Here is a 19,849-nt window from a genome sequence, read left to right on the forward strand (position 1 = left end):
CTGTGCGATGCCTTTCCTAATCTCTTACCCGCGAAAGCGGTACTGCTCCAGCGACTCGGGCTTCATCGTGATCGAGAAGCCCGCGCCCTTGGGCGGCATGTAGGCCGCATTGCGAATCTCGCAGGGTTCGACGAAATGCTCGTGCAGGTGGTCCACATACTCGACCACGCGGCCTTCGCGCGTACCCGAAATGCAAAGGTAGTCGATCATCGACAGGTGCTGCACGTACTCGCACAGCCCCACGCCTCCTGCATGCGGGCACACGGGCAGCCTGTACTTCGCGGCCATCAGCATCACCGCAAGAATCTCGTTCACACCGCCGAGCCTGCACGCGTCGATCTGCACCACGTCGATGCCGCCACGCATGATGAACTGCTTGAACATGATGCGGTTCTGGCACATCTCGCCCGTGGCCACTTTCACCGGCGCGATGCCCTCGCGAATCTTGCGGTGGCCTTCCACGTCGTCGGGGCTGGTGGGCTCCTCGATGAACCACGGCTTGGCAAACGCCAGCTGGCGCACCCAGTCGATGGCCTGGCCGACCTCCCACATCTGGTTGGCGTCGATCATCAGGTGCCGCTCGGGCCCGAGTACTTCGCGCGCCACGCGCAGGCGGCGGATGTCGTCCTGCAGGTCGCGCCCCACCTTCAGCTTGATGTGGTTGAAGCCCGCATCCACAGCCTCTTGTGCGAGGCGCCGCAACTTCTCGTCGGAGTAGCCCAGCCAGCCGGCCGATGTGGTGTAGCAGGGGTAGCCCTCGGCCTACAGCGCGGCGATGCGCTCAGACTTGCCGACGGCCGCCGCGCGCAGCAGGGCCAGTGCCTCATCCGGTGCGATGCAATCGGTGATGTAGCGAAAGTCGATGCATCGCACCAGTTCCTCGGGGCTCATGTCGGCCACCAGCTGCCACACGGGCTTGCCTTCGGACTTGGCCCACAGGTCCCACATCGCGTTGACCACCGCGCCGGTCGCAAGATGGATCGCGCCCTTGTCGGGACCGATCCAGCGCAGCTGGCTGTCAGAAGTCACGTGCCGCCAGAAGCGCCCCATGTCCTCGGCCACCCATGCCAGGTCGAGCCCCACGACCAGATGGCGCATCGCCTCGATGGCAGCGCAGCAGATCTCGTTGCCGCGGCCGATGGTGAAGGTGAGGCCGTGGCCTTCGAGCCCCGGCTGGTCGGTTTCGAGCACGACGTACGCCGCCGAATAGTCCGGGTCGGGGTTCATCGCATCGGAGCCGTCCAGATGCTGCGAGGTGGGAAAGCGCACGTCGAGCACGCGCATGGATCGGACGATGGTCATGGGACTTTGCAGGCGAGCGATCAGTCGTACAGCACCGAAGCGATCTTCGGATCGGCGATGTTGGTCTTGTCGTACCAGAAGAACCCGGTGTCGACCACCTTCGGCAGCTTCTCTCCCTTGATGGCCTTCACGGCCATTTCGACGGTCTTGTAGCCCATGCCCACGGGGTTCTGCGTGATGGCACCGGCCATGCTGCCGTCCATGATGGCGTTCTTCTGCTGCTTGCCGGAGTCGTAGCCGATGATCACGACCTTGCCGTTGCGCTTCATCTCCTTCACGCCATTGACCACGCCGATGGCGGAGCCTTCATTGGCGCCGAAGATGCCCTTGAGATTGGGCGAGGCCTGCAATATCGACTTGGTGATCTCGGTCGACTTCAGCTGGTCGCCGCCGCCGTACTGCACGCTCACGATCTTGATGTTCGGGTAGGTCGACTTGATGCGGTTCACGAAACCGTCGCGCCGGTCGACGCCCGTGCGGCTGGTCTGGTCGTGCACCACCAGCGCGACTTCGCCGCTCTTGCCGATCAGCTCGGCCATCTTGTCGGCTGCGAGCGCGGCGGCAGCCTTGTTGTCGGTGGTTGTGGTGGTTACCGGAATGTCGCTGTCCACGCCTGAGTCGAAGGCCACCACCGGAATCTTCGCGGCCTGCGCCTTCTTCAGCAGCGGAATGGCCGCCTGGCTGTCGAGCGCGGCAAAGCCGATGGCCTGCGGCTTCTTGGCGAGCGCGGCCGAGAGCATGTCGATCTGCTTGTCGACCATGGCCTCGGTCTCGGGGCCTTCGAAGGTGACCTTGACCTTGTAGTCTTTGGCCGCCTGCTCGGCGCCCGACTTCACGGCCTGCCAGAACTGGTGCTGGAAGCCCTTGGACACGAGCGGGATGTAGACCTCCTGGGTCTGCGCCTGCGCGATGCCGGCAAGGCCGATGAGCGCCGCGCCCAGCGTGCACGCAACGGCTGTTCTTCTCTGGATCATGCGAAGTCTCCTGTGGTTGTAGAACGAAACGAAAACCGGGGATCAGTGCGTCTTGCTGCCGCGGCGGCGCAGGATGTCGGCGTACACGGCCAGGATGATGATCACGCCCGTGACCACCGTCTGCCACTCCTGCGCGACCGAAAGAATGCGCAGGCCGTTGGTGAGCACGCTCATGATGAAGGCGCCGATGATCGTGCCGACGATGGTGCCGGTGCCGCCGCTGAGCGATGTACCGCCGATGACCACGGCCGCGATCGCGTCGAGCTCGTAGCCCTGCCCCAGCGCGGGCTGCGCCGAGTTCAGCCGCGAAGCAATCAGGAGGCCCGCAATGCCGCAGATGCCGCCGCTCACCGTGTACACCACGATCTTCCAGAAGTCGGTGTTCACGCCCGACAGGCGCACCGCTTCTTCATTGCTGCCGAGCGCGAAGGTGTAGCGGCCCAGGATGGTCTTGTTGAGCACGATGCTCGCGGCCACCGCCACCAGGAACAAGATGAGCACCGCATTCGGAATGGGCAGCGCCGGAATGAAGTAGCCGATGAGCGAGTCTTGCGAGATCGCCGGAAAGTCCGGCGTGTCATTGAAGTAGATCGGCTTGGTGCCCGAGATCACCAATGACAAGCCCTTGAGCAGCATCATCATGCCCAGCGTCGCGATGAAGGGCGGTATCTTGAGCTTGGCAATCAGCACGCCCGAGACAAAGCCGGCCAGCGCGCCGAAGAGAATCGCCGCCGCGATGCCGAGTGCGAGCGGCATGCCCATGTAGGTGAGCACCACGCCGGCCATGACCGCGCAGAAGGTCATCAGCGTGCCCACCGAGAGGTCGATGCCCGCGGTGATGATGACGAAGGTGCAGGCGATGGCCAGCACGCCGTTCACCGCGGTCGACTGCAGGATGCTCACGAGGTTGTCGGCCTGCAGAAACTGCGGCGACGCGACGCTGAAAAACACCATCAGCGCGACGAGGCTGGCAAAGGCCAGCAGCTTCTGCCTGGTGGCGGGGCGAAAAAGCCGGGCCCTCAGCGAGAAGCCGGGCGTGACTGCGGTGGTGGCGGTGGGGGTCGTCAAAGGGTGTCTCCAATCGTCATGCGGTGGCGGCAGCAGCAGCGGTGGTTTCACGCCGGGTGGCGAGCTGCATGATCTTTTCCTGCGAGGCTTCGCGCGCCGGCAGCTCGCCGGTGATGCGGCCTTCGCACATCACGAGCACGCGGTGGCTCATGCGCAATATCTCGGGCAGCTCGGAAGAGATGATCACGATGGCCTTGCCCTGCGCGGCAAGCTCGTTGAGCAGGCGGTAGATCTCGGCCTTGGCGCCCACGTCGATGCCGCGCGTGGGCTCGTCGAAGAAGAGCACGCCGCAGTCGCGCAGGAGCCATTTGGCGATGACGATCTTCTGCTGGTTGCCACCCGACAGCAGCCGCACCTGCTGGCGCACCGAAGGCGTCTTGATGCTGAGCTGCTTCACGTAGCGCTCGCCGGCCGCCTCGACGGCGGCCTGGTCGATGAACAGGCCCATCGACAGGAACTTCTTCATGCTCGGCAGCGCGATGTTGGTTTCGACGTCCATGCCAGTGGCCAGGCCGAAGTGCTTGCGGTCTTCCGACAGGTAGCCGATGCCATGGGCCACTGCGTCCTCGGGCGACTTGATCGATACCTTCTTGCCGTGCACGAAGACTTCGCCCGCGTCGATACGGTCGGCACCGAACACCGCGCGCGCCAGCTCGGTGCGGCCCGCGCCCATCAGGCCCGCGAAGCCGAGGATCTCGCCGCGGCGCAGCACGAAGCTCGCGTTGCGCACCATCGTTCCGCGGCAAATGCCCCTGGCTTCGAGCACGATCTCGTTGCCGGAGGTGTCGGGCATGTCGGTTTCCACCTCGGCTAGCTGGCGGCCCACCATCATGGCGATGAGCGAATCCATCGGCGTTTCGGCCATCGGCACGGTGGCGATGTACTGGCCGTCGCGCATCACGGTCACGCGGTCGGCGATGCGCTTGAGCTCGTCCATTTTGTGCGAGATGTAGACAATGGCCACGCCCCGCGACTTCAGCCGCCCGATGATGCGGAACAGATCGGCCACCTCTTCGTTGTTCAGCGCGGCGGTGGGCTCGTCCATGATGAGCACGCGCGAATCGAACGACAGCGCCTTGGCGATCTCCACCATCTGCTGCTTGGCCACCGTGAGCTCGCCGACCGGCGTGCGCGGATCGAGCCGCAGGTTCATGTGCTCGAAGATGCGTTGCGTCTCGGCGCACATGGCCTCTTCGTCGATGAAGAGGCCCAAGCGCCCGCGCGGCTCGCGGCCGATGAAGATGTTCTGCGCGGCGCTCAGGTGGTTCATCAGGTTGAGCTCCTGATGGATGATGCCGATGCCCAGGGCCTGCGCAGCGCGCGGGCTCGCGATGTCCACGGGCTGGCCGTCGAGCAGCACCTCGCCCGAGTCCTTGCGGTACACGCCGGCCAGCACCTTCATCAGCGTGGACTTGCCGGCGCCGTTCTCGCCCATGAGCGCATGCACTTCGCCGGGCAGCAGATCGAACTGCGCCTTGTCGAGCGCGCGCACGCCGGCGAAAGACTTGCTCAGGTCGCGAAGGGTGACGATGGGTTGCGTCATGGGCAATCGATCTCAGTGCAGTGACAGGTCGTAGAAGCGCTGCGCGGTGCCGTGCCACACGCTGGCTTGCTCGCTCGGCGAAAGGCTGCCGATGCAGGCCTCGCTCACGGCGATCCAGCCCGCGTAGTCGCCGGCCAATGTGAGCACGGGCCAGTCGCTGCCCCACATCAGGCGATCGGGGCCGAACGCGTCGAGCAGGTGCTCCCACACCGGGCGCACGGCGTGCACCGCCGCATCGACATCGCCGTGCGTGGACGCTGGCGCCTCGCCCCACAGCCCCGAGAACTTGCAGCACACCTGCGGCAGTGCCGCGACCGCTGCAATGCTCTTGCGCCATCGCTCGAAGTCTTCGCTGCCGTGCGCGCCGACCGGTGGCTTGGCCCCATGGTCGACCACCACCGGCAGCTCCGGCCATTGCTCCAGGAAGCGCAGCAGCGACGGCAGGTGCCGTGGCTTCACCAGCGCATCGAAACGCAGGCCGAGCCGCAGCAGGGTGCGCAGCGCATCGGGACGCGGCCGGTGCGCGATCCAGTCGTCGTCGGGCAGGTCTTGCAGCATCGGCCGCACTCCCTTGAACCCGGGGTGCCGCGCCATCCGCTCCAGTGAGGCGACGGCGCCGGGCCGGCTCAGGTCGACCCAGCCGACCACGCCGCCGATGACGTCGTGCGCCGTGGCCAGGTCGAGCAGGAAGTCGGTTTCGGCCGTCGATTCGGCGGCCTGCACCAGCACGGTCCGGCCCACGCCGTGCGCCTGCAGCAGCGGCGCGAGGTCGTCGGGCAGGAAGTCGCGCAGCAACGGCGCCAGAGCCGGCACGTCCGCGCGCAACCACGTGTAGTCGCCGCGTGCGGGCCGCCAGAAATGCTGGTGCGAGTCGATGCGCTGGATCATGTCTGGTCGCGGGCAGCAAATGTGCTGCCGAGCGGCTTGCCTCTTTAGTCCATGTATGAACAGAGTATTTACATACGAACTTTTGGCGTCAAGCGCACTTCATGGGTGCTTACCCGTAGAACGAAACTTGCAAAAAGCGATGTCTGCTGTTGAAATTCATCAGTGAACAAATCGATTCAAACTGACATCCTGAGCAAGCCCGCCGAAGACCCTGAGCGCTACCGCGCGCCCGCGCTCGACAAGGGCCTGGACATCCTCGAACTGCTGGCCGACCAGCCCGAAGGCCTGACGCGCGGCGAGATCGTGAAGGCGCTCGACCGCGGCCCGAGCGAGATCTACCGCATGCTCGAACGGCTGGTGGCGCGGCAGTACGTGCTGCGCTCGCTTGCGGGCGACCGCTACAGCCTGAGCCTGAAGATGTTCGACCTGGCGCACCGCTACCCGCCGAACCACCGGCTGGTCACGCAGGCGCTTCCGGTGATGGACCGCTACGTGAAGGAGGCCGAGCAGTCGTGCCACCTGGGCGTGTACGACCGGGGCAACGTTCAGATCGTGGCGCAGGTCAACAGCCCGGCCGCGAGCAACATGACAGTGCGGCCCGGCACGCGCGTGAACCTGCTCGACACCGGTTCGGGCCAGGTGCTGCTGGCCTGCGAATCGGATGAGCGGCGCAAGCAGATGGTGGCCGAGCACGTGGCACTCGACGGCGAAGTGCAGATTCCGCCCGACGAACTGGAGCACATGCTCGAAGCCGTGCGCGCCACCGGCTACCGGCAGCGCGAGAGCATGCAGTACTTCGGCGTGATCGATATCTCTTGCCCCATCCTCGGCCCGCACGGGCATGCGCTGGCGGTGCTCACCACGCCGTACATCCGCCGTATCGACCGCCATGCCATTCCGTCGCTGGACCGCGCGCGCGAACTGATGCTGCAGGCTGCGCGCGACCTGTCGCTGCTGGCGAACGCCTAGTTTCCGGGCGGCTTGGGCGCCTTCTTCTTTCGCCCGCCGATAGCCCCGGACGCCGCAGCCCCGAGGATGCGGCGAAAGGTAGGGCACTCCATGTGGCTGGGCGCGCGGCACACGGCCGCGTGCCGCAGGCCGTCGCGCATGGCGCTCAGGCTGCGGATCGTCCTGTCCAGTTCTTCCGCCTTGGCCGTGAGCATCAACCGGTCGATGCGCGGCTGCCCGTTGGGCCCGAACATGCGCGCGATCTCGTCCAGAGAGAAGCCAGCGGCGCGCCCCAACGCAATGAGTGCGAGCCGCTCCAGCACGCCGGCATCGAACAGGCGGCGCAGGCCCTGCCGTCCGGTCGAGGCGATCAGCCCCTTCTCGTCGTAATAGCGCAGCGTCGAGGCGGGCACGCCGGAGCGCTGCGCAACCTCGCCGATATCCAGATGTTTCATTGCCCTCTTGACCTCAAGTCGACTTGAACTTGCATAGTGCGATTTCCGCCTCACGAAGGCAAGCCAAAGGAAACGACCATGGACGACACCACCCCGCAGGCCGGCGACGAACAGGCAAGGCTCTGGAACGGCTCGGCCGGACGCGCCTGGGTCGACACGCAGGCAACGCTCGACCGCCTGTTCCAGCCCTTCGAAGACCTGCTCGTCAAGGCTGCGTCCGCCCGCCCGGGAAGCCGCGTGCTCGATGTCGGATGCGGCACCGGCAGCACCACACTCGCCTTCGCGCGGCTGCATGGCACCGAAGCAGGCTGCGTCGGCATCGACATCTCGGAGCCGATGATCGCCGTCGCCCGCAGCCGCGCCGAGCGCGAAGGCTCGCCGGCGAGCTTCATCTGCGCCAACGCTCAGACCCACGCGTTCGAGCCCGCGAGCTTCGACAGCGTCATGTCGCGCTTCGGCGTGATGTTCTTCGACGACCCCGTGCGGGCCTTTGCCAACCTGCGGACTGCCGCAAGGGACAACGCCGAGCTGCGCTTCATCGCCTGGCGCAGCGCGGCGGAAAACCCCTTCATGACCACCGCCGAGCGCGCGGCCGCGCCGCTGCTGCCCAACCTCCCCGCCCGCCGGCCGGATGCGCCGGGCCAGTTCGCCTTCGGCGACAAGCGCCGGGTCCAAGCCATCCTCGAAGAGAGCGGCTGGGCCGACATCGACATCCAGCCCATCGACGTGCCCTGCACCATGCGCGAGACAGAACTGCTCGGCTACCTGAGCCGGCTCGGCCCTGTCGGCAATGTGCTTCAGCAGGCGGATGAGCACGTGCGTGCACAGGTCATCGACACGGTGCGTGCCGCCTTCGAACCTTTTGTGCATGGTGACGAAGTGCGCCTGACCGCGGCTTGCTGGATGGTCGTTGCACGCGCACCTTGAAAGCACCGGAGCGCACCGCGCGAACTCCTGCAAGCCTTGCACACGTATCGCCTCCCTTACACTGCCCTTCATGAGTACGCAGGGCTCACCCTCATCCGCGCCAGGCAACACGATCACGGGCGCAGATGCACCGCCTGGCCCCGGCGACTCCCATGCCCAGCTGGTTCGCGAACGCCTGTTGCGCCGCATGTTCGTGATGGGCCCGCCCACGGTGCTCACAGCGCTGGCCGCGGCCATCGCGATGGCCGCCGTGTTCTTCTGGATGACGCGCGGCCTCGGCGCATTGATTTGGGGCTTCGTGATCTGCGCGCTGCTCGGCCTGAGACTGGTGTTCATGCGCTGGAACGCGCGTCTGTACCCGGAGCCCGAGTTCACCTTGCGCCAGCCCGACGGCGCGTGGCGTTTCATGTTGCCGCTGGGCGCTTACATGTCCATGTGGACGCTGGCGCCCTGGGCGCTGATGCCGCCGGGCACGGAATCGCCCATGCGCATCCTGATCCTGCTGCTGGGCATGTTCGCCGTGCTGATGGGCTCGGTACCGGTGATCGCCACATGGCGCGCCATGGTGCCCGTGGTCACCATTCCGCTCACGCTGGGAGTGGTGACGCGCTTCGCGTGGATGGGCGGTACGGACGGCTGGTTCACCTGCGTGGTCGGCCTGCTGTTCGGCGGCTCGATGGCGCGCTACGCACTGTCGCAGCACCAGCTCATCCGGCGCAGCCTGTCCGACCAGATCGACAAGGAACTGCTGAGCGAGCAGCTGCTGCGCCAATCGTTCGAGCTGCAGCGGCTCAACCGCGAGCGCAGCCGGTTTTTCGCGTCGGCCAGCCATGATCTGCGCCAACCCGTGCATGCACTGGCACTGTTCTCGCGCTCGCTGGAGCGCGACCTCGCGGACCACCCGCTCGCCCCCGTGGCCGGCCGCGTCGTGCAGGCGACCGACGCAGTGAGCGGCCTGCTCAACGCGATGCTGGACATCTCCAAGATCGACGCGGGCACGGTGGTGCCCCAGCCCATGGAGTTTGCAGTGGACCCGCTGTTCCTGCGGCTGTCGCAGCTCTTCGAGCCGCGTGCCCAGCAGGCAGGGCTTTCGCTGCGGTTCCATACCGGGCCCGAATGGCTGCAGACCGATGCCGACCTGCTGCTGCGCGTGCTGACCAACTTCGTCGACAACGCGCTCAAGTACACGCGCAGCGGCGGCATCCTCGTGAGCGCGCGACCACGCGGCGACCGCCTGCGCCTGGCCGTGTGGGACACAGGCCTGGGTATCGCACCCGAGCATCTGCCTCATGTGTTCGACGAGTTCTACCAGGTCGACAACCCGCAACGTGATGTCGCGCGTGGCCTGGGCATCGGGCTGGCCATCGTCAAGCGCCTGGTCGACCTGCTCGGCGGTGAAATCGGCGTGCGTTCCCGGCAGGACAGTGGCAGCGTGTTCTGGGTCGACCTGCCACGCCGGCCACCAGCAGCACCGGCAGCCCTGGCCCTCGCGCCCACGGCTGCGCCTGCTCCCGCCGCGATCGACACCACGGAACTACCGCTGGTGCCACCACGCGTGCTGCTGCTCGACGACGAGCAACCTGTGGGTGAGGCGGTGCGCATGTGGCTGGCGCCCTACTGCGAGCGCATCGAAATCACCACCCGGTTGGCCAATGCCTGCGCACAGGTGCGGGCAACGCCGGAAGACTTCGACGCTTTCATCGTCGACTTTCGGCTTGCTGACCCGCAGGACGGCATCGAGGCGACCGCGGAGCTGCGCCAGCTTGCCGGCCGCCGCGTGCCCACCATCCTGGTCACGGGCGATACCGACCCTGAGCGTGTGCGTGCCGCCTACGCCAGCGGCCTGGTCGTGATGTTCAAGCCGGTTCAGCCGGAGGTGCTGCTGCGCACCCTGCACCAGATCATCCGCAGCGAGGAAAGGGAGCCAGCCCTCAGTCCGCGTAGACGCCAGCCGCCTTGATCACAGGCGTCCACTTCGCGATCTCGTCGATCACAAACTTCTTGTGACCCGCAGGCTCGATGCGCCCGTCGGTGGCCACCACAGCGCCCAGCAGCTCTTCGCGGTGGATGAAGTCCGGATCCTTCAGCGCAACCTTCAGAGCGTCGTTGAGCTTCTTCAGCACCGGCGCAGGCGTGCCCTTCGGCGCATAAAGGCCGTGCCAGATCGTGACCTGGAAGTTCTTCAGCCCGGCTTCGTCGAGCGTCGGCAAGTCCTTCAGCATCGGCAGCGCAAGCCGCTTCGGCGTGGTGACGGCAAAGGCCTTCACCTTGCCGGCCTGGATCTGCGGCGTGGTGTTGGTGGTCTGGTCGCACAGCAAGTCGATCTGGCCGCCGATCAGGTCGGTGATGGCCGGGGCCGTGCCCTTGTAGGGCACGGGCGTCATCTCGGTCTTGGTGGCGCTCTGGTACAGCAGGCCGCACAGGTGCGAGGCCGAGCCCACGCCCGCGTTGCCGATGTTGATCTTGCCCTTGTTGGCGGCGATCCAGGTGCTCAGCTCCTTGTAGTTGCTGGCGGGAATGCTGGGCTTGGAGATGAGCGTCATCGGCACATCGTTGACGATGCCCAGGTATTCGAAGTCGGTCTCGACCTTGAACGGCACGTTGCGCACCAGGCTCGGCACGGTCGCCATCGCGATGTGGTTCAGCAGCAGCGTGTAGCCGTCGGGTGCGGCGCGCGCCACCTTGGCCGCGCCGATGGAGCTGCCGGCACCGGGCACGTTGTCGATGATGACGGTGTTGCCGCCGAGCGGCTTGCGCAGCGCCTCGGCGAGGTCGCGCGCTACGCGGTCGGTCGGGCCGCCCGCAGCGAAGGGCACGACGATGGTAACGGGCTTGCTGCCCGGAAAGTCCTGCGCATGGGCAGCGACGGCGGCAGCGGCGATCGCCGCGAGGGCGAACAGTTTCTTCATGGAGTCTCCGAGACGTTGGAAAAAGAGGATGAAAAAAGTGGATCAGGGCGCGCGTGACGGCACGCGGCTTTCGAGCGCGGGCGGCTGCCACGTGGGCTGGATGTGGCAGCCGTTCTTGCCGTCGGCATCGTAGCGTGGCATCAGCGACTTGCAGCGGTGCGCGAGGCTTTCGGGCGTGGGCTTCTCGCCCTTGTCGATCCAGTCGAGCAGCGCGGCAAAGAGCGCGGGGTATTCCGAGTCGCTGAGGTAGCTGTGCTCGCGCTCGTTGCTGAAGCTCTGCATCAGCAGGTCGCCGGTGCCGGCCGCATCGCGAATGCGGCGGTAGGAATTTTCCAGTTCGACGAAGGCGGTTGGATCGTCGATGGCATGCAGGCCCACGGTGGGCAGCGCGGTGCGGCCGGTGGGTTGGCTGTCGGCCGCCAGTGCACCCTTGGCCTGCGGGTCGGCCGCATAGCGCGCCACGCCGGCATTCAGCGCCGCGTCGTCGGCCGAGCCGCTGTAGACCACGCCGATGTTGCCGAAGGGGTTGCGGCCGTTCAGCCGTTTCTGCACCAGGTCCTGGAACAGCCAGGTCGCCCATGTGAGGTGACCCAGCAGCGAGCGCTCCTGGATCTTCACGACCGAGAGAATGGTCTTCAGCTTCGCCGCCTGCTCGGGCGTGCGCTGCGCGGCGGGCAAGCCGACGCCGGTGCATTCCTTCACGCGTTCTGCGAGGTCGGCGCGCGTGAGCTTCGAGTCCATCGGCAGGCCCATCCACAGCGGGTACTGCGGCTCGTCGGGGCGCGGATGGTTGCGGCAGACGTACTGGTACACCACGCGCAGGTCGAGCCGGAAGTCGTAGGCGCTGTTGCCGCCGCCGAGCACGCCGCTGGTCAGCAGCAGGCCGTCGTACGGGCTCTTCGCGCCGCCGGCCGGCGCATACAGCTCGGCCGCCTTCGCCGCCACGCCCGCGCCATAGCTCTGCCCGTGCAGCAGCGTGCGGCGCGGTTGGCCGAAGTGGCTCACGAAGATCTGGCGCAGCCGCTCGGTGTCTTCGGCCGACATGGTCACGCCGTAGCCGCCGCGCCTGTAGGTGGAGCCGGCCCAGGCATAGCCGGCCTTCACGGTGACGGCCCAACGCTTGAGGTCTTCCGCGCTGCGCTCGAGCTTGGGCGGCCCGGTCTCGGGGCCGCCGTGGGCGTGCATGACGAGCACGCCGCGGTTCCAGTCCTTCGGGATCGCTATCCAGTAGAGGGCGCCCGTGCCGTCCTCACCTGTGTAGCAGCGCGCGGCCTCGGGCACCGGCGCGGGGCAGGTGGCGGCCCTGGGTGCGGTCGCCGCCGCATGCGCGGACAACATCGGCGCCGTGCCGATCAGTGCGAATGCCGCGAGGCTGGACAGTCGTTTTTTCAATGGCGTACTCCGAATTCGAGCGCCGCGTTCGCTCCCGGGTCGGAGACGAAGGCGAGAACGCCGCTGTTGAAGATGAAATTGCCTGGCCGGCCCGCATCGGCCTGCACCGCACCCAGCACGGGCGCGTCGTAGCTCAGCACCGCGGCCGCACCCGCCAGATTGAAACCGTTGCCGGCCACCGTGGCATCGTGGTTCTCGCCCTTGACACTGACCAGCGCATAGCTCCCGTCGGCCGTGCCCGGCGTCAGGCTCTGCTGCAGGCCAAACACACGCAGCCCCGCATTCGCGGCCGACTCGCGCACCAGGTGCACCGGCACGGCCACGCCGTTGACCAGGCCGATCACCATGGAGCCGGTGAGCGTGCCGCCGGTGGTCACGGCGCTGCCCGTGGGCGAGGTGGTGAACAGGTCGAACGAGGCGCGCGTGGTGTTGTAGGCAACATAGCCCTTCTCGGTCTGCGTGCAGTTGGCGTCGTAGATCATGAAGCCGCCCGACACCGGGTCGCGGCAGTACTGGAAGGTGCCCGCATTGCGCAGCCGCACCGCCATCGACTGCGCGCTGCTGCCGCCCGTGCCCTGCTGCACGCCCACCGCGTTGAAGATGTTCGCCACCGACTTGAAGTCGCCCGACACCGGCGCCGCCGCGAAGGTGTTCTGGAACGCCACCAGGGGCGCGAAGCCGCCGCCGCTGGGCGCGTTCACGCCGCCCGACACCACGCCGCCGGGCCCGAAGCTGAACACCGCGCCGCTCTCGGCGCTCGAATAGCTGCAGTTGCCCTCGGCAATGAGCGAGCCGGTGCGCTGCGTGCCCACGGTGCGCTGCAGGCTGGCGTCGATGGTTATGGCGTAGGTCATGGCGGCGGGGTCGATCTGCACGCGCAGCTCTTCACCGAAGCTGTTGCCGCCCTTGTAGCTGGTGACGGAGGCGGGCAGGTTCGGGCAGGCCAGCGGGTCGCCGACCTCGGTCACGCAGCTGTAGTTGACGGCCGCGTCGAGGCTGCCGCTGCCGCGGTACTTGGGCCATGCCGGAAAGCGGCACAGCGGGCGCGTGCGGCCGTAGGTGCCGGCCACCGCGTCGGCCGCGATGCCGGTGGCGGGCGCGAGGCCGCCCTCCACCCAGCCTTCGAGCGCGGCGAGCGAGTCCCAGTTGGGAATGAAGCTGCCGGTGCCATGGCCCATGCCGGGCACGGTGTAGAAGCGCATGCCCTGGTCGACCGCCGCCTGGCCCAGCGTGGCGATGACCTGCTTGTAGTAGTCGATGGTCGAGTTGTTGCTGATCACCTCGTCGGCCAGCCCGTGCAGCATGATGAGCCGGCCGCCATGGCCGAAGAACGGCGCCAGGTTGGGGTTGGTCGCGTCCGTGAGGTTCGATACCTCGGTCACGCGTGCGGCGTAGGCGCCCGGGTCGAGCGGATCGAAGGTGAGCGAATCGAAGGTATCGATGCGCGTCACGAAGTACTTCACCCACTGGTCGCCGGTGACGTACATGTTGGCGTCCAGCGAGGTGACCGGGTTGCCCGGCACAGCGCGCGTGCCGAGGTCGCGCGTGGTGTACGGGCCGGCCACCAGCGTGCCTTCGAGGATGTTGTAGCCGCCCGCTCGCTTCACTCCATTGGCCAGCGAGTAGGTCGTGAAGTCCAGCGGGTTCTCGATGGCGCGCACGGTGTCGAGCTGCGCGTCCGACAGGCAGGTGTTGCCCGTGTCCGTACCGCCGGGGCAGCGCAGCGAGGCCAGGATCTGCGTGTTCAGCAGGCGGCAGCTTTCCACGTTGCTGATGAGGTTGTCTGCCGCGCCGTCGAGCTTGTCGCAGGCGTTCATCACGGTCTTCTGCACCAGCAGCGTCTTGGTCACGTTCATCCAGCCCGCGCCGCCGTTGCGGTACAGGGCACGGCCCACGGCCACGTTCGACAGGCGCGTGCCGGTGTAGTTGAGCGCGGGTTCATTGGCGATCACGCCGTCGTAGTCGAGCGGCCAGCGCTGGATGTAGCTCAGCGCGTCGCGCCCACCGGTCGAGGTGCCGAGAAAGTAGGCGTGCTTGGGCGCCATGCCGTAGCGCGCGAGCACCAGCGCCTGCGCCACGTCGCGCGTCTTCTTGAGCGAGAGGCCGCCGTAGTTGGCCAACTGCTCGTCGTTGGCCGCGAACTTGCCGTCGGTGATGCTGCCCGACTGGTGGCCCGAGTCGTCGCCGTAGGTGGCGTAGCCCAGCGCCAGCGGCGCGGGCTTGTCGGCAGGGCCGAAGCGGATGACCTCGGTGCCGTCGATGAGCACGCCGTCGAAGCCGCCGCCGCCGAAGTGAATGGTCTTCTGGTTCCACTTCTCGGGCAGGTTCACCGCGAAGTTGATGACCTGCGAAGCGGGGTCCACCGGCTGGATGGTGCCGCGCACGCGGCAGTAGTCGCCGAGCGTGTTGCCCACGTCGCTGGCGGCCACGGGCGTGGCGCTGGTGACGGTGGCGCCTTGCGTGGGCAGGCTGATGAGCGAGGCGGGCAGGCTCTTGCCGGACAGGTCGGCACAGGAGACGACCGGCTGCACGGGCGGGGGCGGCGGGTTGTCGGGAGGGTTGTCCGGAGGGCTGTCGGCGGGCGGGTTATTGCCGTCGCTGGCGGGCGGGGTTGTGGGCAAGATCGGGAGGAAGCCGGCACCGCCGCCTCCCCCACCACCGCCGCCACAGGCGGCAAGGATCAGCGAAACACCGATCGTGCAAAGGACTGCACGAAGCATCGAGGCAGGGCGCGTTTTGCGCATGGATTTGTCTCCGGCATGCGGCCTCGGTGGGCCGCTTTTTGAATAGGCGGCCGGACGATAGGTTCAGGGTGACTTAGGGTCAAATAAAATAACAAGGCACTCTTCATACGAAAAAAATATGGACATACGGGCACTGCGCTACTTCGCCGCCGTCGCGGAGACCGGCCACATGACACGCGCGGCCGAGCAGTTGGGCATCCAGCAGCCGCCGCTGAGCCAGCAGATCAAGGCGCTCGAGCGCGAGCTGGGTGTGCTGCTGTTCCGTCGCCATCCGCGCGGCGTGGCGCTCACCGATGCGGGCCGCCTCTTCCAGACCGAGGCACTGCGCATGCTGCAGGACATGGACGCCATGAAGCAGCGCATGGCGCGCGTAGCCAAGGGCCAGGCCGGCACGCTCGCGGTCGGCTTCACCAGCTCGGCCGCGGCGCATCGCTTCATGCCCGAGGCGCTGCGCGAGTTCCGCCGCGCGTACCCAGCGGTGGAGCTTCAGCTGCGCGAAGACAACGCCGCCGAACTCACTGAGGCATTGGCCGCGGGCCGCCTGCATTGCGGCCTGCTGCGCGTGCCGGTCGCGCGGCCCGAGGGGCTGGTGTTCGAGACGCTGCTGCGCGAACCTGTGCTCGTGGCCATGCCCAGCGACCATCGCCTTGCCCTGGGCCGCAACAAGGCTTCGCGCCCACTGCCGCTCGCGAAGCTGTGCGAGGAAGGCATCATCCTCGTGCGCCGCCCGGGCGCGCCCGGCCTCTATGCCGACCTGCTCGCGCTGTGCCATGCCAAGGGCTTGCGCCCGCGCGTGGTGGCCGAAGTCGATCGCATGATGACCAACCTGAACCTTGTTGCAGCCGGAGTCGGCCTGTCGGTGGTGCCCGCCTCCATGACCGGCGTGCACGCACACGCCATCGCCTATGCGCGGCTGGCCGATGGCGGCCAGCTCGATGCACCGCTCACGCTGGTGTCGCGCGTCGAGGAAGACAACCTGCCGGCGCAGCATTTCGCGGAGCTGCTGCGCAGGCTGGCTGTCGAGAACCCGGGGTCATGAGCTTGCTGCGGCGCCGTCATTTCATCCAGCGCGCGGGCGGCGCACTCGCGGCGATGTGCGCCCTGCCGGGGGTGTTGCATGCCGCGCCGTGGCCAAGCCGACCGGTGCGCCTGATCGTGGTCTACCCGCCCGGCGGCGTGAGCGACGGCATGGCGCGTGTGCTGGCAGAGCCGCTGGCGCAGTCGCTGGGCGTACCGGTGCTGATCGAAAACCGTCCCGGTGCGGGCGGCAGCCTCGGCATGGACGCGCTCGCGCGCGCTACGCCCGACGGCTGCACGCTGGCCTTTTCCGCCATCAGCCCGCTCACCCTGCACCCGCTGCTGGCCCGCGTGCCCTACGACCCGCAGCGCGCCTTCGTGCCCGTGGCCAGCGTGATGCGCACGCCGGTGCTGGTGGTCGGCACTCCGGCCTTCACGGGGCACGGCTTCGGCGAGCTGATCGCGCAGGCGCGCCGGCAACCAGGCGAGGTGCGCTGGGCCACATCGGGCGTGGCGACCATCGGCCACCTGGTGCTGGCGCAGGTGCGCGTGCAAAGCCGCACCGACATCACGCACATCCCCTACCAGGGCGGCGGACCGCAGCTCAACGATGCGCTGAGCGGACAGTTCGAAGTGCTGTCGACCAACGTTGCGGCGCAGCAGCTGCAGTACATCGAAGGCGGGCGCTTCCAGGCGCTTGCAGTAGGCGCGCCTGCACGCATCGAGGCACTTCCCGCGGTGCCTACGCTTGCGGAATTGGGCTTCGAGAAGGCGAACCGCGATTCGCTCTTCGGCATCTTCGCGCCTGCGCGCACGCCGGTGGCGGTGGTGCAGCGGCTCAATGCGGAGATCAATCGTGTGCTGGACAGCAGTGTGGTGCGCGCGCGGCTGCGTGGGGCCTACAACCTGCCGGCTGGTGGTGGCACGGATGACTTCGCGCACGAGATAGCACTCGACCGGCGGCGCAATCGCGAACTGGTCGCGGGCGACCGCTCGCAGTTCGACTGACTACTTCTCGGCGATCCAGAGCCGCGGGTAGTCGCGCACGAAGCCGTCTTCCGTCACGCTCAACGTCGCCGCGTAGTCGAAGCGCTTCGCCTCGTAGGCATATTCGCTCTCGCTGCGCCGCTCATAGCGCTGCGCCAGCTCGCTCAGCACGCCGCCACCGTCCAGGTCGACCCAGGCCGCCGGCGCATCGGCACCCTCGCCCTTCGCCAGGTTGAGCCGGCGCAGCTGCAGCAGATTGGTGGCGGGAGTGAAGCCCAGGTCAAGATCCACGCAGTGCGACAGGTCGGGCACCGCCTCGTCGTTGAGCTTCCAGTGGCCGCGCGCGTCGCGGGCAATCGACAGGTCGACGGCCGCGTCGCCCAGCCAGCCGCGCACGGTGCCCCATTGGGTGTGCCAGTGCAAATCGCAGCGCACGCGGTAGTGCAGCTGGCCAATGCGGCCGTCTTCCTGTCGGAACACGGCCGCGCCATCGAGTTGCCAGGCCGAGGCATTGCGTTCTAGACGGCAGGCGTCGTGGCCCGGTACATCGAGCCTGCGCCAGAGGATGGAGGCGACTGTTTGCATGGCGCGGATGATGGCACCGGCATGCTGCACCGCGCAAGCAATGACCCGCGCGGCCGCAGGTGGTGGTCAGGTTCCGGGAAGACGATCGGCGTCGCATGACACCGCCACCAGCCGATCTTCCAGCCCCTCCCCCGCCGCCGGCGCCGCGCTGGCTCGACTGGATCGACCGCGCGGCGATGCCCTTTGCCATTGCCATCGCCCTGCTGCTGTTCGCCCAATGGCCGCTGCGCGACCTGGCCGGCTCGGGCAATGGGCCGACGCAGGCCAACGACCTCGCGCAGTGGCTGTTCGCGCTGTACGTGGCCGTGGCGCTGCGGCACGCCGGGCGCCGCGGCGCGCACCTCGTGGCACGGCCGGACCTGGCTGCCGACACCAGCGGGCGCTTTGCACGGGCACGCCGCATCGGCGCGGCGCTGTGCGTGCTGCCGTGGGCGCTGTTCCTGATCGTGACGGCCACGGTGCCGGTGTGGCGCTCGGTGGCTGCGTTCGAGCTGTTCCCCGACACCTTCAACCCCGGCTATTTCATGATCAAGGTGGCACTGCTGCTGCTCGCGGTGTTGCTGGCGGTGCAGAGCGCGCTCGATCTCTGGCACGAACTTCATCCGCCCGGGCGCTGAATGGCCTGGCTCGGACTCGCCCTGCTCGCGCTGGCCCTGGCGCTGATGATGACCACCGGCTGGCCGACCTACGCCGTGCTGCTGGGCGTGTGCACGCTGGGCGCGGTGGCCGGACTGGCGCTGGGCGCGTTCGATGCGGCGCTGCTGCAGAACCTGCCGTGGCGCATCGTCGGCCTGCTGGAGCACGACCTGCTTCAGGCGCTGGCGCTCTATGCGCTGGTAGGCGCGCTGCTCAACCGGCTGGCGCTGGCCGAGCACCTGTACAACGGCCTGCGCAAGGCGCTGGCTTTCGTCGCACCGCGCGCTGCATCGGAGCTGGCCGGCATGGTGCTGGGCCTGCTGCTCGCGCCGATGAACGGCTCGGTCGGCGCCAGCCTGCTGACGCTGGCGCGCACGGCCGGCAAGGGCTGGGCAGCCGAAGGCCTGCCCGCTGCACAACGCACCGCGCTCGTGGCGGTGACCAGCACGCTGGGCGTGATCGTGCCGCCCTCGCTGGTGTTGCTGCTGCTCGGCGACGCGATGCTGCGCGCCCACACCGAGGGCGTGAACATGGCGCGCACGCTGGCGCTGCCCATGGCCGCCAACCGCATCGTCAACACGCAGGACATCCTTCAGGCCGCGCTGGTACCGGCAGCGGCGCTACTGATCGGCTGGCTCGCGGTCGCGTGCTTCGGCGCACGGCGCAACAAGCCCGCCGCAACGGCAGTGCCGCGCGAGCCGATGCAGCAGCGCGAAGGCTGGACTCTGCTGCTCGTACCCCTGCTGATCGGCGCCCTGCTCGTGCTGATCACGCTGGGCAGGGTGCGCGCGGTCGAGGGTGCGGCCGCCGCCTGCGTACTGCTGCTCGGCTGGGGCCTGGTGTCGCGCCAGCTCACGCGAGCGGTGCTGTGGCAGGTACTCGACGACGCCATGGCGCTCACCGGCGCGCTGTATGCGCTGCTGGTGGCGGCCACCACCTTCTCGCTGCTGTTGCGCGGCTTCGGCACCGACGGGCTGATCGCGCGGCTTATGCTGTCGCTGCAGGGCCACCCGATGGTCGGGCTCATGGCGGTGCTGGCCGTGCTGCTTGCCTGCGCCTTCGTGCTCGACGCCTTCGAGCTGATCTTCCTCATCGTGCCCATCGTCATGCCGCCGGTGCTCGCCCAGCTCGACGACGCGGCCTGGATCGCCACGCTGACCCTGCTGGTGCTGCAAGCCGGCTTCCTGCTGCCACCGTTCGGCTATGCGCTGGTGCTGGCGCGCGGGCAGGTCTCGCCGCGCCCGCCGGTGGCTGCCGTGGCACGGGCGCTGGCGCCTTACCTGGCGGTGCTCGCCACCGTGACCGCGCTGGTGATGGCGCTGCCCGAGACCACGCGCTGGCTGCGCACCTCGCCCACCGCGCTCGCGCCCGCCGAGCCGATGAACGATGAAGCGGTGGACCGCCTGATGCGCGAGATGGCTCCGCCCGACACCGGCGACAGCGCCGCTCCACCAGAGGAGAAATAGCGCCGCGG

Annotated in this window: 16 protein-coding genes and 1 pseudogene; 7 read left to right on the forward strand and 10 right to left on the reverse strand. The window is 67.8% G+C overall.

Annotated features, from left to right (window positions below; translation table 11 throughout):
- Positions 1 to 24: 24 nt before the first annotated feature.
- The 5 genes and pseudogenes from ACSFCA_RS05500 to ACSFCA_RS05520 all read right to left on the reverse strand — a co-directional run bounded on the left by ACSFCA_RS05500 (position 25) and on the right by ACSFCA_RS05520 (position 5,775).
- Positions 25 to 1,302 (reverse strand): annotated as a pseudogene (locus ACSFCA_RS05500) (L-fuconate dehydratase).
- Between the two features lie 20 nt (positions 1,303 to 1,322).
- On the reverse strand, positions 1,323 to 2,276 hold the full coding sequence (locus ACSFCA_RS05505) for an ABC transporter substrate-binding protein (protein WP_097199861.1): 954 nt from the start codon (positions 2,274 to 2,276) through the stop codon (positions 1,323 to 1,325).
- Between the two features lie 42 nt (positions 2,277 to 2,318).
- Positions 2,319 to 3,344: an ABC transporter permease gene (locus ACSFCA_RS05510; RefSeq protein WP_093049123.1), complete on the reverse strand. Its 1,026-nt coding sequence runs from the start codon at positions 3,342 to 3,344 to the stop codon at positions 2,319 to 2,321.
- A 16-nt stretch (positions 3,345 to 3,360) separates the two neighbouring features.
- Positions 3,361 to 4,887: a sugar ABC transporter ATP-binding protein gene (locus tag ACSFCA_RS05515; protein ID WP_435458880.1), complete on the reverse strand. Its 1,527-nt coding sequence runs from the start codon at positions 4,885 to 4,887 to the stop codon at positions 3,361 to 3,363.
- 12 nt (positions 4,888 to 4,899) lie between these two features.
- Positions 4,900 to 5,775, reverse strand: coding sequence for an amidohydrolase family protein (locus ACSFCA_RS05520; protein ID WP_258350805.1), 876 nt, complete (start codon positions 5,773 to 5,775; stop codon positions 4,900 to 4,902).
- Positions 5,776 to 5,964: 189 nt separating this feature from the next.
- On the opposite strand from ACSFCA_RS05520, the gene ACSFCA_RS05525 reads away from it, so the two are divergent.
- Entirely contained in the window at positions 5,965 to 6,744 is a 780-nt protein-coding gene (locus ACSFCA_RS05525) for an IclR family transcriptional regulator (protein WP_093050352.1), read from the forward strand.
- On the opposite strand, the gene ACSFCA_RS05530 is transcribed toward ACSFCA_RS05525, so the two are convergent.
- Entirely contained in the window at positions 6,741 to 7,178 is a 438-nt protein-coding gene (locus ACSFCA_RS05530; protein ID WP_093049114.1) for a helix-turn-helix domain-containing protein, read from the reverse strand. The two genes, ACSFCA_RS05525 and ACSFCA_RS05530, sit on opposite strands and share 4 nt — an antisense overlap.
- A 78-nt stretch (positions 7,179 to 7,256) precedes the next feature.
- Between ACSFCA_RS05530 and ACSFCA_RS05535 the strand changes: the two genes are divergently transcribed.
- Together ACSFCA_RS05535 and ACSFCA_RS05540 are read left to right on the forward strand one after the other, a co-directional pair.
- Entirely contained in the window at positions 7,257 to 8,105 is an 849-nt protein-coding gene (locus ACSFCA_RS05535; RefSeq protein ID WP_435458881.1) for a class I SAM-dependent methyltransferase, read from the forward strand.
- Between the two features lie 70 nt (positions 8,106 to 8,175).
- Positions 8,176 to 10,065, forward strand: a complete 1,890-nt coding sequence (locus tag ACSFCA_RS05540) for an ATP-binding response regulator (RefSeq protein ID WP_435458882.1) — start codon at positions 8,176 to 8,178, stop codon at positions 10,063 to 10,065.
- Here the strand turns inward: ACSFCA_RS05540 and ACSFCA_RS05545 are convergent.
- The 3 genes from ACSFCA_RS05545 to ACSFCA_RS05555 are packed head-to-tail and all read right to left on the reverse strand — an operon-like array spanning position 10,037 to position 15,150.
- The gene (locus ACSFCA_RS05545; RefSeq protein WP_435458883.1) at positions 10,037 to 11,014 is read right to left on the reverse strand and encodes a tripartite tricarboxylate transporter substrate-binding protein; all 978 of its coding nucleotides are present in this window, start codon (positions 11,012 to 11,014) and stop codon (positions 10,037 to 10,039) included. The genes ACSFCA_RS05540 and ACSFCA_RS05545 overlap by 29 nt on opposite strands.
- Before the next feature lie 42 nt (positions 11,015 to 11,056).
- Positions 11,057 to 12,352, reverse strand: coding sequence for an alpha/beta hydrolase family protein (locus ACSFCA_RS05550; protein ID WP_435459057.1), 1,296 nt, complete (start codon positions 12,350 to 12,352; stop codon positions 11,057 to 11,059).
- Positions 12,353 to 12,402: 50 nt separating this feature from the next.
- Positions 12,403 to 15,150: a tannase/feruloyl esterase family alpha/beta hydrolase gene (locus ACSFCA_RS05555; protein ID WP_435458884.1), complete on the reverse strand. Its 2,748-nt coding sequence runs from the start codon at positions 15,148 to 15,150 to the stop codon at positions 12,403 to 12,405.
- Positions 15,151 to 15,268: 118 nt separating this feature from the next.
- On the opposite strand from ACSFCA_RS05555, the gene ACSFCA_RS05560 reads away from it, so the two are divergent.
- Together ACSFCA_RS05560 and ACSFCA_RS05565 are read left to right on the forward strand one after the other, a co-directional pair.
- Positions 15,269 to 16,189, forward strand: coding sequence for a LysR family transcriptional regulator (locus ACSFCA_RS05560; protein ID WP_258350811.1), 921 nt, complete (start codon positions 15,269 to 15,271; stop codon positions 16,187 to 16,189).
- Entirely contained in the window at positions 16,186 to 17,175 is a 990-nt protein-coding gene (locus ACSFCA_RS05565; RefSeq protein WP_435458885.1) for a Bug family tripartite tricarboxylate transporter substrate binding protein, read from the forward strand. Before ACSFCA_RS05560 ends, ACSFCA_RS05565 begins: the two co-directional genes overlap by 4 nt.
- Here the strand turns inward: ACSFCA_RS05565 and ACSFCA_RS05570 are convergent, their stop codons facing one another.
- Entirely contained in the window at positions 17,176 to 17,739 is a 564-nt protein-coding gene (locus tag ACSFCA_RS05570) for a putative glycolipid-binding domain-containing protein (RefSeq protein WP_435458886.1), read from the reverse strand.
- A gap of 95 nt (positions 17,740 to 17,834) precedes the next feature.
- On the opposite strand from ACSFCA_RS05570, the gene ACSFCA_RS05575 reads away from it, so the two are divergent.
- Together ACSFCA_RS05575 and ACSFCA_RS05580 are read left to right on the forward strand one after the other, a co-directional pair.
- A complete protein-coding gene (locus tag ACSFCA_RS05575; protein WP_435458887.1) occupies positions 17,835 to 18,356 on the forward strand; it encodes a C4-dicarboxylate ABC transporter substrate-binding protein in 522 nt (173 codons plus the stop codon).
- Positions 18,357 to 19,841: a TRAP transporter large permease subunit gene (locus ACSFCA_RS05580; protein WP_435458888.1), complete on the forward strand. Its 1,485-nt coding sequence runs from the start codon at positions 18,357 to 18,359 to the stop codon at positions 19,839 to 19,841.
- The last annotated feature ends 8 nt before the right edge of the window (positions 19,842 to 19,849 follow it).

It is taken from the genome of Variovorax multivorans (genome assembly GCF_051216835.1).
Lineage (GTDB): Bacteria > Pseudomonadota > Gammaproteobacteria > Burkholderiales > Burkholderiaceae_C > Variovorax.

Excerpts from the sequence above, each read along its gene's own strand:
- ACSFCA_RS05535 (WP_435458881.1), top strand. The coding sequence starts at position 7,257 with ATGGACGACACCACCCCGCAGGCCGGCGACGAACAGGCAAGGCTCTGG.
- ACSFCA_RS05575 (WP_435458887.1), top strand. The coding sequence starts at position 17,835 with ATGACACCGCCACCAGCCGATCTTCCAGCCCCTCCCCCGCCGCCGGCG.
- ACSFCA_RS05555 (WP_435458884.1), bottom strand. The coding sequence starts at position 15,150 with ATGCGCAAAACGCGCCCTGCCTCGATGCTTCGTGCAGTCCTTTGCACG.
- ACSFCA_RS05520 (WP_258350805.1), bottom strand. The coding sequence starts at position 5,775 with ATGATCCAGCGCATCGACTCGCACCAGCATTTCTGGCGGCCCGCACGC.
- ACSFCA_RS05515 (WP_435458880.1), bottom strand. The coding sequence starts at position 4,887 with ATGACGCAACCCATCGTCACCCTTCGCGACCTGAGCAAGTCTTTCGCC.
- ACSFCA_RS05530 (WP_093049114.1), bottom strand. The coding sequence starts at position 7,178 with ATGAAACATCTGGATATCGGCGAGGTTGCGCAGCGCTCCGGCGTGCCC.
- ACSFCA_RS05560 (WP_258350811.1), top strand. The coding sequence starts at position 15,269 with ATGGACATACGGGCACTGCGCTACTTCGCCGCCGTCGCGGAGACCGGC.
- ACSFCA_RS05580 (WP_435458888.1), top strand. The coding sequence starts at position 18,357 with ATGGCCTGGCTCGGACTCGCCCTGCTCGCGCTGGCCCTGGCGCTGATG.
- ACSFCA_RS05545 (WP_435458883.1), bottom strand. The coding sequence starts at position 11,014 with ATGAAGAAACTGTTCGCCCTCGCGGCGATCGCCGCTGCCGCCGTCGCT.
- ACSFCA_RS05565 (WP_435458885.1), top strand. The coding sequence starts at position 16,186 with ATGAGCTTGCTGCGGCGCCGTCATTTCATCCAGCGCGCGGGCGGCGCA.
- ACSFCA_RS05570 (WP_435458886.1), bottom strand. The coding sequence starts at position 17,739 with ATGCAAACAGTCGCCTCCATCCTCTGGCGCAGGCTCGATGTACCGGGC.
- ACSFCA_RS05540 (WP_435458882.1), top strand. The coding sequence starts at position 8,176 with ATGAGTACGCAGGGCTCACCCTCATCCGCGCCAGGCAACACGATCACG.
- ACSFCA_RS05505 (WP_097199861.1), bottom strand. The coding sequence starts at position 2,276 with ATGATCCAGAGAAGAACAGCCGTTGCGTGCACGCTGGGCGCGGCGCTC.
- ACSFCA_RS05550 (WP_435459057.1), bottom strand. The coding sequence starts at position 12,352 with ATGTTGTCCGCGCATGCGGCGGCGACCGCACCCAGGGCCGCCACCTGC.